The sequence below is a fragment of the Paenibacillus sp. N22P23 genome (assembly GCF_059383735.1).
In genome coordinates this window covers 400,590-413,506 of the sequence record NZ_JBXENT010000001.1, presented here as the reverse complement: position 1 = coordinate 413,506, position 12,917 = coordinate 400,590, and the positions used below count along the sequence as shown (strand labels likewise).

Here is a 12,917-nt window from a genome sequence, read left to right as displayed (position 1 = left end):
CGCGCCTCCTTACCCTTTTCTGGCTCCAAGCTTATTCTCTTTCCCCTGCAGCAGCTTCACAATGTTCGTACGATGACGAACGAAGGCAAGCACACAGACGATCAGACTAGCCCAAACATAGGAGAATGGCTTATCGCCAAAATTCCATACGAAGATTGGCATCAGCACAGCAAAAATAAGCGATCCAAGTGAAACGAAACGCGTAATGGCGATCGAAAGAATCGCCACAGCCCCTGCAATCAATGCCGGAACGATCGCAAGCGTCGCCATTACACCAACCGTCGTCGCAATACCTTTCCCGCCTTTAAAGCCAAACCATACCGGCCAGTTATGACCGGCAATCGCCGCCAAACCGCACAGAACAGGGCCCCAATCGCCGCCAGCCATATATAAGCCAAGCAGCACCGCAACGACTCCTTTGGCAATATCCAGCAGAAATACGCTGATTCCCGGGCCTTTGCCGAGCACACGGAGCGTATTGGTTGCTCCGGCGTTACCGCTGCCGAAATTGCGGATATCAATGCCTTTGACCCATTTGGCAATCAAAATACTAAATGAAAGCGAACCTAGCAAATAACTGATGAGTACCGCAAGTATGGTGAACACGATAATTTCGCCTCTTTCTTCAGATAAGGAAACTGGTGCCCCGATAAACAGAGACACCAGAATCGAGCAGCAACAATTAGTCTTAATCTTCGTCGGATTTCTTTCTGGTGAAAATGCGTACAGGCGTGCCTTCGAACTGGAAGGCTGCCCTGATTTTGTTCTCAAGGTAACGCTCATACGAGAAGTGCATCATGTCCGGATCGTTCGCAAACAGTACGATCGTCGGCGGTTTTACCGCAACCTGCGTCACGTAATTAATGCGAAGACGTCTGCCCTTGTCGGTTGGCGGCGGATTGATCGCGATTGCATCTGACACCACATCGTTAAGCAAATGAGTTTGAATGCGAAGCGCATGCTGCTCCGATACGTGACAGACAACCGGCAGCAGCTTATGGAGCCGTTGCTTGGTAAGTGCGGATAAGAAGATGACCGGCGCATACGTCATAAACAGGAAGTGATCGCGGATATCTTTCTCGAAACGCTGCATCGTCTTATCATCTTTCTCGACAGCATCCCACTTATTCACGACAAAGATCGAAGCTTTACCCGCTTCATGCGCGTAACCTGCGATATGTTTATCCTGTTCAATGATCCCTTCTTCACCATTGATCAGCACAAGTACAACATCTGCGCGTTCAATCGCTTTAAGCGCACGCATAACGCTGTATTTCTCCGTCGACTCGTACACTTTGCCGCGTTTGCGCATACCCGCAGTGTCGATCAGCACGTACTTCTGCCCATCACGCTCAAACGGCGTATCGATTGCGTCACGAGTCGTGCCTGCAACATCGCTTACAATGACGCGTTCTTCGCCAAGCAGTGCATTAACAAGCGAAGACTTGCCCACATTCGGCCGTCCAATTAATGCAACCCGAATAACGTCATCATCATAATGCTCTTCTACAATTTCAGGAAGCTTCTCGACCGCTGCATCCAGCAGATCGCCGATTCCCATTCCGTGCGAGCCCGAGATCCCAATCGGATCTCCGAAGCCAAGGTTATAAAATTCATAAATATCATCGCGCCGATTTAAGTTATCGACTTTATTAACCGCAACCACAATCGGTTTGCGTGAACGAAGCAGCATTTGTGCAACCTCGTCGTCGGCATGGGTCAGCCCGGTTTTGGCATCTACCATGAAAATGATGACGTCAGCTTCTTCAATTGCCAGTTCCGCTTGCATGCGGACAGACTTCATGATTTCATCTTCACCGTCAATTTCGATACCGCCAGTATCTACGATACTGAAAGCACGACCATTCCATTCTCCCGAACCGTACAAACGGTCTCGGGTTACACCAGGCTTGTCTTCTACAATGGCTAACCGATCGCCAATTACGCGGTTAAATATCGTAGACTTCCCCACATTAGGCCGACCTACTATGGCAATAATGGGTTTAGACACATCTTTCACTCCTCAATAATGAACCGGCTTTGCGCCGACTAAAATGGTAACACTCAAACGTGCAGGACAAGTAATAGAGGGGCATACTCAAATACTCACGCCTACCATCATAGCAAAAAACAACGGGATTGGCTAACATTTCATTCTCGGTGATGATCTACCAATATGAAACAACCGTTCTTCAAATCGTGCACACTCGCATCCAATATCTTTTCGAGTAGAAAAGCGGTCGATTCTCGTTTCGCGATGTCAGGTTCCACGAAGATCGGGGCACCTCCTCCTACCTGCTCATGCTGCATCGTCACGATTGCCACAATTTTAGCCATGCTGTTCTCCCTTCTTCTTGTTCACACTCGCTTCTGTCGGCATACGCACCGCTGATTCCAGAATCGGTACCTTCTCCACGATAATCTTCGCCTTCGTCGCATCTTTCTCCTGAGGAATCAGAAATATCGCCAGCCTCCCGTCTTTCATATCGAGCTTCGCCATAGGTACGAGCGCCGGTTCGCCGTCGTCACGGTACACGCCAAGAATGGTGGATAAATCAAACAAGATCGCCTGTCTTTGTCCTAAATTACTCAACGTCGCTTTCCCATTAGGGTTGTAAGGTGTCAAAATAATGCCCAGTCCGCGTTCGGCAATCAGCTGCTGGTTGGACGTCAGTCCCACGTTCATAATATAGATGTCACCGACGAATAAATCGGGACCATCTACTTTGACCTCAGCAATTTCGGCTTTGGCAATATGGGATACGGCTTTGCCGGATTTCAGAGCATAGACAAACAGCAGCGACAGAAGCCCCATACCTAAGCCAAACGGCAGTCCCAGTGCCAATGAAGCAAGACTGGTCAATAAGGCTGAAAAAATAACGAGGTAATTGCGGCCCTCAAAGACCATCGCTATACCTTCTATATATGTCGTACCGCGAGGGACAAGCTCCATACTGTCGATTTTGTCCAACGTCTCCCGTTCCATCTTGCGAACATCACGAAATTGCTGCGCAGCCAGCGTCAGAAATGTTATCGCTGTGAAATCCTTCTTGTATAGCGCTGGAACCGCAACTGCGCCTAATGCAGCCGCAATGACGCCAAGCGAGATGTGAATGATTCTGCCGTGTGGATAGGTCGGGTACTGCCGATAGTCCGTCCGCAGCATTAATAATCTTGCGGTTACTCCAAACACGACGCCAAGCATAATCCCATACAGCACATGATGTGGTTCTCCTGCTTTCAGCTGTGTCCATAGTTGCTCCCACATAAACTATACATTCCCCCCTCTCTCGCCTGATCGACCTTCAACAAAACGGACGGCCTTCTGTTTCAACCAACTCTTCACATTGCCGGTTACTCGAGCAGCAGTAAGTGCAATGACTAAGCCGTCCCACCACGCGGGGGAGCCGATCAACAGCAGCTTCGTCATGACGAGCGGGCTAATCAGCAGATCGAGCTGGGAGATAACAGCGGCAACTACAGCAATAACAAATTGACTGCGGAACCGATCTGCCAGCAGGCCGGCAAAAAAACCTGCAAGCAGCGGACCATCCCATGCCGGATTCAGGGCAACAAACACAGGATCCATACCATAAATGTAGCGCACCCACATCCACATAAATCCGGTAAGCAGCGCAGAGAAGAAGACGAACAGCATACTTCCAAAATGACGGATCTTAAACAAAAGAAGAAACGCCACAGCTATAGCGAGGGCACCACTGCCGGTGATTACAACGCTATCCCCTATAGTGAGTTCAGCGACATGAAGCAATAAGGCTCCCAAAATAAATAAACCAAGTACCCGGGCTGGCATCCCTTCCGCTACTTGCTCTTTCCAGCCTGTCGCGTAGAGAATGAATGCCATCGACAACAGCCAGAACGCAATAAACCCATCATTCACAACCTTCACCTCTTATGGCCTATATTATGCGCTTAGGAGTGTGAACCTAATCCAGGCAGACCTATTTTTAGGCAACGAAAAAAGCCTGTTACCCTGCACAAATGTGCAAAGTAACAGGCTCTTCTACCATCGTAATTACGATTATTTCAATTTGCTCAGCTTGTCGCCGAAACGTTCAGCCAGCGTGAAGCTCATGCTTTCGTTGCTTAGGCTGACATTTGGATTGTTAAGCTCGACTTTAGGTGCGCGAGGTGCACGCTCACCACGGTCGCTGCGCTCTCTCTTTTGATCAGGCGCTTGCTCTGGAGCTTCTTCGGTTTCTTTGATGCTGAGGGAAACGCGTTTCTCAGCTGGGTTGAAGTCAAGAATTTTCGCTTTCACTTCTTGGCCTTCTTTCACAACTTCATTCGGAGTTGCTACGTGACGGTGTGCAAGCTGCGAAATGTGTACAAGACCTTCAACGCCCGGTGCGATTTCAACGAATACACCGAAACTCACGATACGACGAACCGTACCTGTCACGATGTCACCAACATTGAATTGACCGTTTGTCGATTCCCATGGACCTGGTTGAGCAGCTTTGATGCTCAGGCTGATCTTGCCCGCAGCAGGATCCACTTTAAGTACTTTAACACGAACGGATTGGCCTTCTGTAACGACATCCTTCGGATGAGCTACATGCTGCCAGGAAAGCTCGGATACGTGCACCAAGCCATCGATGCCGCCGATATCAACGAATGCACCAAATGGAGTCAAACGTTGAACAGTACCTTCAAGCTCTTGACCAACTTGCAAGCCGCCGATAACCGCTTGTTTGTTTTGCTCGAACTCAGCGTCCAGTACTTCTTTCGCAGACAGGATCACTTTGTTGTTCTCGCGATCGATTTCTTTCACTTTCACTTTAAGCGTACGACCTTTATAATCGCTGAAATCTTCAACGAAATGACGCTCTACCATGGAAGCAGGAATGAAGCCGCGAACGCCAACATCAGCGACTAGGCCGCCTTTAACGACGTCTGCAACGGTAACTTCAAATACTTCGCCGGAATCAAAGCGAGCTTGAAGACCATCCCATGCTTTCTCGCCGTCAACCACTTTCTTGGAGAGCACAAGTTTTTCTTTCTCATCGTCAATGCTGACGACTTTCAGTTGTACTTCTTGGCCGACTTGAACTGCGTTTTGCGCACTTTCAAGTTGAACCGATGAAAGCTCACGAAGGGGAATAACGCCGTCATATTTATATCCAAGGCTTACGAACACTTGGTTATCTTCAATTTTGACGATCGTACCATTCACAGTGTCCCCTTTTTTCAAGGACACGAAATTGTCCATCGCATCTTGACTTACTTCCGCAGCAGCGGTTTCTTGCACTTTTGTTTCTTCTGACATTTAAAATTACCTCCTCAGATCATACCCCAACTTTATTTAAACGTGCAGCCTCAGAATGAAACACTCTCGCAGGCCCACCGTCTAAAACATGTGAAAAAACAAAAATAATTACCCTTGCTTCGCCATCAAACGAATATTCGCCATAATGGTTTCTGTTACTTGTTCGAGCACATCGGAAGATGAATCCTGAATAAAGGCCGTCATATCAATGGGCTTGCCATACTTAATGCGCATCTTACGGAATATTTGGTACTTGCCGATAATAGCGACCGGAATGACTACGGCTCCGCTTCGAAGCGCAATCATGGCAGCACCTTTCTTACCTGCGCTGTTATCGCCTGCATTTCGAGTGCCCTCAGGAAAAATCCCCATCACATTGCCTTCTTTAAGCAAGTTGATGGCATTGCGAATAGCATCCTTGCTGACTCCTCCCCGTTTCACCGGGAATGCGCCAAGCGTCCGAATAAACGGCCCAAGTAGAGGTACCTCAAACAATTCCGCCTTTGCCATGTAATGAACTTTGCGGTTTACTTTCGTGCCTACCGTTGTAGGATCAAGCAAGCTGATATGATTACAGCAAAGCACGACAGGACCTGTGGCCGGAATGTTCTCTAATCCGGTTGCTTCGAACCGGAATAGTACGGCATAGATGATTCGCAGTAAGCTTCGGCAAATGTTATATACCATAGTTTACTTCGCCTCCGCCGTTTTGGTTCGGCATAAGTCTAGAATATGTGCGACGACTTGGTCAATCGTCAGTTCTGTGCTGTCAAGAACTTCTGCATCCTTCGCACGAATAAGCGGAGAAAACTCTCTGCTCTCGTCGCTTCGGTCGCGATCAGCAATTTCTTGCTCCAATTGCTCAAGCGGCACAAGCTCACTCTCAGATAGCTCCTGGTATCGGCGCAGCGCGCGAACTTGAACGCTTGCGACTAGAAATACCTTTACTTCGGCCCCAGGCAGTACATGCGTACCGATATCGCGGCCATCCATAACGACACCTTTCGCTGCTGCCAGTTTCCGCTGCATCTCAACAAGACGCAACCGAACGGCTTCATGCGAAGCGATCTCGGAAACCTTAAGCGTTACTTCTCTTGAACGTATGTCGGTTGTGATGTTCTCACCGCCGAGCCGCACAATCTGACCTTCGGCTCCCGGTTCCAGTGTAATATCCACTGTTTTCACGAGCTCCGCCAGCCTGTCCGCATCACTCGGCAAAACACCTGCACGATTCGCAGCGAGTGCGACCGCTCGATACATCGCCCCTGTATCAATGTATATGTACCCTAACTGTTCAGCGACTCTTCGAGCGACAGTGCTTTTGCCAGCTCCTGCAGGACCGTCGATTGCTACGTTAATGCGGCCGCCGTTGTTTCCCCCATCCATGTCCAAGCGGTGTAAACCCTCCTTGAAAGTCGTAAGCGGCTGCTATGTTGCTCTTATCGCCATTAAAAAAGCAGGCTCTGCCTGCGATAGTGAGAATTATACCACAGCAGCCCATGAAGTGCAAAGAACGAAAGACCTACTAGAAGGGGGTTCCTTCAAGGCGATCTACGCCTGTTACCCATAGCCGAACTGCCGGAATTTGCAGCGCTAATTGGCTTATTAAGACTGCAGCAAGCAGCAGCAGAAAGATAATGATCAGCACACGTGTGACCTCGTCCGAGATGGACAAATAGTTGCGCTGTGATTTCTTTGCCATGGTTGTCCCCCTGTTCCGGCATTACTCGGATAAGGGTAGTTTTTCCACGTTGTCATTCCTTATGCACCCAGCTATGCAACAAGATTAAATGCTGCTTTTCTACCTTTTGCGGAAATCCAGCTGGCGTTCAAAACAATACCGAATTATACGCTGGCGTTCGCTGTCGAGAATGCTCGAAAACTTCGCCATGACTTGATTGCGCCCTGACTCAAGCGGCTTTACGCGAACTACCTCTGCTTTGAAATGAGAATGATCGACCGAGCCGTTCCGATAGGCCAGCAGAAGCCAGCATTCCAAATTAGTGCCCTGCTTCATCGGCCATTTGCCATCGACGAGGAACGAGATCCCGCCACCGCCGACATCATCTGTCATCCCGATAAATCTAATATTAGTACCCAATTGAATAGCTATTTCCAGCTCCGCGGCAACACGCAGAAAATTACGTCGCTGTACTTTCGTAATCGCTTCAGGCTCAGGCTTGCGAATACGGATTAATTTCACGCCGTCTTCTTTAAAACCCAGTACATGGGTATTGAAATAGTTCTTCACACCGTCTTCGGATACGAAATACGCAGAGAGCTCGTCCCCTAGAAACAGCCTTTTATATTTCCCCGTGCCTTCAACAAGCGGTATATCAATAAGCAACTCGTCGTTATTACTGTCCGCAATTCTGGATTTATACTCGATCGCGGCCTCTTCTTCATCGGACGAAGCTACATGCAAATATAGAAAATGATTAACTTTTGGCAGCATACTAGCTTCCCCTCCCCTAATGGTTCGATTATACCACAGCATGTCGAAATTTGGGGAGAGGTGGGATAACAGGAAAAGACGTGCATAACATGCACGCCTTCCCTTGTTTATTCAGGTAATTGCTCGATGGATTCCTCTAAACCGCTGTCCGCGTTTATATATATTTTATAAACGCCGCCATTGATTTTGCCTACGAATTCATAACATAGCACTTCATCGCCCATGTCATTATCGATGAGCGCCATCTGTTCCCTCTGCACCTTGAAGTCCGGGTTAAGCGCTGCTCTCGCATCCGCACTCATCAGCTTTGGCTTCGGTAAATTGCGTTTGTGATGCTCATACACAAAGTCAGAAGCCTGTAGTGCAACCGCATCTCCATTATCAAGTGCAATCTTGACCGTCAGCTTATCCGGGTAAATCAACACCCCGTTCTGATTGGCTACGAAAGTAAATACAGCCATCGAGTCGTCTTGGTCATACGTGATTGCCTTCATCTTCGGATAGTCATGGCGGGACAAGAATTCATCTGCCTTCTTCCTTGCATCGCCCACACTGATAATCGGCTTGCCGATATCGCGCGGATTCTCAAACCAGATCAATTGAGCGCCTTTCTGCGAGTAATCCAGCTCGATCGGATTATCTCCTTTATTCCCTTTATAGGTGGCTGAGTAAGACATGTACTCGGTCCCTTTTCCATTCTCGACCACCTTGATATCATTGGGGTTGTCCAGCTTAAGGAACTTCGCCGCCAGCTTCTTAACGTCTTCCGGCGTCGCCATTTTGCCTCCGAGCATCTTAATCGAACGCTTCTGATACATACTTGCTACCGAAGGACCCCAGTTGATCTCCGGGTATTCGCCGACTTTCTTGTCGACGGTTTTGAAGCCGTCAATAATGGTATTATCGAGCGTCGACTTCTCTGAAGCGATCGCAATCTCAACGTCCATCCAGCGCAAATTGTTCGCGATGACTTTATCCTGAACGCCAAAGAGTGACTTGGAGATATACTCCGAATCGGAATATAACGTTTTTAACGTCTTATATTCATCCGGGCTCAGCGGCTGCTTCGTTAAGTCACGAACGGAGGTTTTGTACGAGAAATTCGCGATTTTCGACAAAAATTCTTCTGTCTTGTTGAATGGGAGCAGCGTTAACGGCAGTTGATTAATTTCGTTCTGCGCTTCGCTGGTCAGCCGCCATACGTTAACGAGACCCTTTCGGTGAAAGCCTTGGGACGTGCTGTTCACGGCAAGCGTGTTTCCGAGCTCACGATGGAGCTGCTCTACATGGTAGGTCAGATCGTGAAAGGCACGTTGGTACTGATTCTCTGCTTTAATCAGTATTGAGTTTTTCTCTTGATGCTCTTGATAGCCCCAATAGATAGAGCCGATAAAAAACAGCGTCATCACAGGAAACAGCACTGCGCTTAAACGACGGTACATATAGCAAAAGCTCCTTTCGTATGCAAAACCTGGTGTTAGTTTGGTTTGCAGAAAGGAGCTTTATGCATGATATTGGTATGATTTTGCTTACATGGCTGTTCCTACAATGCCAGCTCTTCGACGTCGAAGTCGTTGATATTGTTGCATAGGCACTGCTTGAACCCGGTATCGATCTTATCTTTCTCCTTGCGTCCGCGCAGGACGAATTTCTCGCCGCACAAATTGCAGCGAATGGTTACCTTCACACGAGCCGTAATCATCGTATCCTCCTGAGTAAGATGCAGCTTTTTTCCTATTATAGACGGAAATGCTAAAGCTTAATCTCTTCCTCATGGCCAAGCATACGAAACGGCGATCTGGCATTTGCATGATTCATCTTCCGCACGCCTTTAATCCACAAATAACCCATGAGCGGTACGATAAACCATACCCAGTAGGTACTGCCGGAGCCCATAATATAATCATAAACACCGTGCTCCACGAGCGGTACTGATGCGGCAAGCAAGAGGAAATTTCGCTTCTTGTTCGATTCAGCCGCGAATTTCGCTTTACCCAAATAATAGCCCATCGTTACGCCAAACAATGCATGACCGGATACCGGCAGCAAGGCACGAATAAGCAAGGAACCAACCGACGCAGGCTGGAAAACAGCATAAAGTACATTCTCCACCGTTGCAAAACCAAGTGAAATCGCTACTGCGTAGACGATCCCATCGTAAGGCTCGTCAAATTCCGTATGGTTGAAAATGATATGATACAAGACAAACCATTTCAACAGTTCTTCAACGCCTGCGGATACCGTAAACGAGAACAGAATCGGACCGTCTCCGAGCCATAGCAGTAAGCCCCGTTGAATCACCATGATCGGCAGCACGATTAATACACCGAGCAAGAATACACGGATGACCATATGAATAGGCTCCGCATCATATCGGTCCTTTAAATAAAAGTAAGTCAGCAGCGATATGCCTGGAGCAACCGCCGCTGTCAGTATTGAAAAGAGCAGCATCGTTGAAGTCACCTTCCGAGAGACGAGCTTTCCCTGCGCCATGCAGACAAAGCTCGCTTGATCGGCAATCGGCTACACCCACCCCCTAAGGCGGACGGCCTCTGCCATTTTGCGGACGCCCACCATATAAGCAGCGAGCCTCATATCCACTTTCTTAAGCTTATGCAGTTCATATACACTATTAAAGCCGCGGATCATCATATCTCGCAGCTTAGAATCGACTTCGGCTTCAGACCAGTAATAGCCCTGATTATTCTGCACCCATTCGAAGTAAGAAACAATAACGCCGCCTGCACTGGCAAGGACATCAGGAACGAGCAGAATGCCTCGATCTGTAATCATCTGCGTCGCTTCCAGCGTCGTTGGACCATTAGCGGCCTCTACAATGATTTTAGCACGAATTTGGTTCGCATTGTTTGCCGTTATTTGGTTCTCGATTGCGGCGGGCACCAGAACATCACAATCGATTGCCAGCAGTTCCTCATTGCTGATCGTATCTTTGAACAAATTCGTTACGGTACCGAATGAATCACGGCGGTCCATCAAATCTTCAATGTCGAGCCCTTGTTCATTATACAACGCAGCGTTGACATCGGAAATACCCACAACCTTTGCACCTGCTTCAAACATGAATTTGGCCAGATAACTGCCTGCATTTCCGAAGCCTTGAATGACAACACGGGCTCCCTTAAGTGCAATTCCTTTCTTCGCCATAGCTTCGTCAATCATGATGGCAACGCCTCTGGCAGTAGCACTTTCGCGGCCAAGTGATCCTCCAAGTACAAGCGGTTTTCCGGTTATAAAACCAGGCGAGTCAAATTCGCGAATGCGGCTGTATTCATCCATCATCCAAGCCATAATTTGCGAATTGGTCATCACATCCGGCGCCGGAATATCTTTCGTCGGTCCGACAATTTGACTGATCGCCCGAACGTACCCGCGGCTAAGACGTTCCAGCTCACGGAATGACATCTTTCTCGGATCACAAATAATACCGCCCTTGCCACCGCCATAAGGCAAATCGGCGATGCCGCACTTAATACTCATCCAAATGGATAACGCCTTCACTTCAATTTCGTTTACATCCGGATGAAACCGGACTCCGCCTTTCGTCGGCCCTACAGCATCGTTATGCTGGGCCCTGTAGCCCACGAATACCCGCGTCTTGCCGTCATCCATCCGAACCGGTATGCGAACGGTCAGAAGCCTCATCGGCTCTTTCAATAAAGCAATCATATCATCACCGTAACCAAGTTTCCTTAGCGCCTCTTCAATCACGGTTTGCGTCGATGTCAGTACGTTGCTACTCTCCATTCCATTCAAAGGAATGTTCACCACCTTTTCCTTTGTAATATGAGCGGTTACCGAATCGGCTATGCGGTAAACTTCCATTCGCGCACATAGTCTGAAACAAACAAAAAGCACCAGACCTACGGAAAGTGCCGTAAGCTGATGCTTTCTAAGATTGTACGTGTTAGAAATGATTGCAAATTTCCATGACGGCTTTGGCAGGGACAATTACTTTGCCGTACTCTTCGAGAATCGCGGTTGTAATTGATGTCGCCTCACCGTACTCTGCCAACAGCGCAATAATCGCGTGATAGCGTGGAAGCTCAATGCCGACTGGCTCAAAGGCCAGCATATATTTGCCGTTGTAGGCATAAAGACGTCCATCCTCAATCAGTTCAGCGCTCTTAAGCTGCTTACAAACTGAAATGACATCCTCGATGTCTCGGAACGCATATAGCACAATGTCACTTTGCTCGAGCGTTACTTCCATCTCGTAAACGTCTTCATCGTTGTCTTCTTCTTGAATATGATCCTCGGACTTACCGTTCACTTTACCTCGTGTAACGATGACGACCATACCTTGGGCAGGAAGTGCAAACACTTCGACGGCGAGCGGTCCGCTGGCGTCAAAGCCGAGCTCGCTGTAAGCTTGGTCCATCATTTCACTGAACAGCTCGTGCACCTTTGGAATTTCGCGCCACATGTCTTCCTTCTGGATCCCCCGTTCCAGCAAGTCGTCGAACGTCAGGAATATTCGTATCTTGTCTTGATTGAGCCGTTCGATTTTCATGATAGGATCCTCCTTCTCGAGTAGTATCTGCTTCGTATTCTCGGAGCAAAAACCGTCTTCGAAAGCACATTGAACGCGGATAGTATCTGTTATACATAGCGTATGAAGCAGCAGTTATTTGGGTGAATAAAATGTGTTTATGTTGCTATGTTAGCATGTCTGTGGGTGGAATGCACTACAGACGCAAAAAAAAAGAATCGTTCCGCCGCCAATTGTTTATACGCAATTGAACGGCAAAACGATTCTTTTTGTACGTGTAGAAATTATAACAATTTACCTATAAATTTCTACAAGCTTAATGTCCTTATTAGTGAGGTTTCGCTTCAGCTTTAATTTGATCGACTTGCTCCTTTACACTAGGGTCACTGTTAAGCAGAAGCTCAATTTGTCCCCAAGCGTTGCCGGACTCTTTTGCGGAAGCGTTTGAATGCTTTGGGGCTGCATGCTGCACCATGTCTCCGCTAAATTTGCGACTGATGACAGCTCCCATCGCTCTCTTCGACATCCCGGTAACAGCTGTGCCTGCTGCGCTGCTCGCCCAGGCAAACATGCCGGGCCTCTTCTTCGCTATATAAGCCGCCGCTGCCATACCGGCAAGACTTCCAATCAGAAAACCGGACAATTTCATTGTGGCAATCCTC

Annotated in this window: 16 protein-coding genes; all 16 read right to left on the bottom strand. The window is 48.2% G+C overall.

Going from position 1 to position 12,917, the window contains the following annotated elements:
- Positions 1 to 9: 9 nt before the first annotated feature.
- A complete protein-coding gene (gene plsY, locus AC506A_RS02040) occupies positions 10 to 609 on the bottom strand; it encodes a glycerol-3-phosphate 1-O-acyltransferase PlsY (RefSeq protein WP_495460945.1) in 600 nt (199 codons plus the stop codon).
- A gap of 79 nt (positions 610 to 688) precedes the next feature.
- Positions 689 to 2,011, bottom strand: a complete 1,323-nt coding sequence (gene der / locus AC506A_RS02035) for a ribosome biogenesis GTPase Der (protein WP_495459332.1) — start codon at positions 2,009 to 2,011, stop codon at positions 689 to 691.
- A 140-nt stretch (positions 2,012 to 2,151) separates the two neighbouring features.
- A complete protein-coding gene (locus tag AC506A_RS02030) occupies positions 2,152 to 2,337 on the bottom strand; it encodes a capping complex subunit for YIEGIA (protein ID WP_091219041.1) in 186 nt (61 codons plus the stop codon).
- Positions 2,330 to 3,268, bottom strand: coding sequence for a YIEGIA family protein (locus tag AC506A_RS02025; protein ID WP_495459331.1), 939 nt, complete (start codon positions 3,266 to 3,268; stop codon positions 2,330 to 2,332). The genes AC506A_RS02030 and AC506A_RS02025 overlap by 8 nt, the downstream gene beginning before the upstream one ends.
- Positions 3,269 to 3,271: 3 nt before the next feature.
- Positions 3,272 to 3,901, bottom strand: a complete 630-nt coding sequence (locus tag AC506A_RS02020; RefSeq protein ID WP_495459330.1) for a YphA family membrane protein — start codon at positions 3,899 to 3,901, stop codon at positions 3,272 to 3,274.
- Positions 3,902 to 4,042: 141 nt separating this feature from the next.
- Positions 4,043 to 5,290, bottom strand: a complete 1,248-nt coding sequence (gene rpsA / locus AC506A_RS02015) for a 30S ribosomal protein S1 (protein ID WP_495459329.1) — start codon at positions 5,288 to 5,290, stop codon at positions 4,043 to 4,045.
- A gap of 108 nt (positions 5,291 to 5,398) precedes the next feature.
- Positions 5,399 to 5,977, bottom strand: a complete 579-nt coding sequence (locus AC506A_RS02010) for a lysophospholipid acyltransferase family protein (RefSeq protein ID WP_495459328.1) — start codon at positions 5,975 to 5,977, stop codon at positions 5,399 to 5,401.
- Positions 5,978 to 5,980: 3 nt separating this feature from the next.
- Positions 5,981 to 6,676, bottom strand: a complete 696-nt coding sequence (cmk, locus tag AC506A_RS02005) for a (d)CMP kinase (protein ID WP_495460944.1) — start codon at positions 6,674 to 6,676, stop codon at positions 5,981 to 5,983.
- A gap of 139 nt (positions 6,677 to 6,815) precedes the next feature.
- The gene (locus AC506A_RS02000) at positions 6,816 to 6,992 is read right to left on the bottom strand and encodes a hypothetical protein (protein WP_495459327.1); all 177 of its coding nucleotides are present in this window, start codon (positions 6,990 to 6,992) and stop codon (positions 6,816 to 6,818) included.
- Between the two features lie 99 nt (positions 6,993 to 7,091).
- Positions 7,092 to 7,745, bottom strand: a complete 654-nt coding sequence (locus tag AC506A_RS01995) for a flagellar brake protein (RefSeq protein WP_495459326.1) — start codon at positions 7,743 to 7,745, stop codon at positions 7,092 to 7,094.
- A 107-nt stretch (positions 7,746 to 7,852) separates the two neighbouring features.
- Positions 7,853 to 9,187, bottom strand: a complete 1,335-nt coding sequence (ypeB, locus tag AC506A_RS01990; RefSeq protein ID WP_495459325.1) for a germination protein YpeB — start codon at positions 9,185 to 9,187, stop codon at positions 7,853 to 7,855.
- 101 nt (positions 9,188 to 9,288) lie between these two features.
- Complete coding sequence (locus AC506A_RS01985) at positions 9,289 to 9,447, bottom strand: hypothetical protein (protein ID WP_495459324.1); 159 nt, start codon at positions 9,445 to 9,447, stop codon at positions 9,289 to 9,291.
- 50 nt (positions 9,448 to 9,497) lie between these two features.
- On the bottom strand, positions 9,498 to 10,196 hold the full coding sequence (gene prsW / locus AC506A_RS01980) for a glutamic-type intramembrane protease PrsW (protein WP_495459323.1): 699 nt from the start codon (positions 10,194 to 10,196) through the stop codon (positions 9,498 to 9,500).
- A gap of 72 nt (positions 10,197 to 10,268) precedes the next feature.
- Entirely contained in the window at positions 10,269 to 11,588 is a 1,320-nt protein-coding gene (locus AC506A_RS01975) for a Glu/Leu/Phe/Val family dehydrogenase (RefSeq protein ID WP_495459322.1), read from the bottom strand.
- A gap of 82 nt (positions 11,589 to 11,670) precedes the next feature.
- On the bottom strand, positions 11,671 to 12,276 hold the full coding sequence (locus AC506A_RS01970; RefSeq protein ID WP_495459321.1) for a genetic competence negative regulator: 606 nt from the start codon (positions 12,274 to 12,276) through the stop codon (positions 11,671 to 11,673).
- 307 nt (positions 12,277 to 12,583) lie between these two features.
- The gene (locus tag AC506A_RS01965; protein WP_495459320.1) at positions 12,584 to 12,904 is read right to left on the bottom strand and encodes a hypothetical protein; all 321 of its coding nucleotides are present in this window, start codon (positions 12,902 to 12,904) and stop codon (positions 12,584 to 12,586) included.
- Positions 12,905 to 12,917 lie beyond the last annotated feature (13 nt).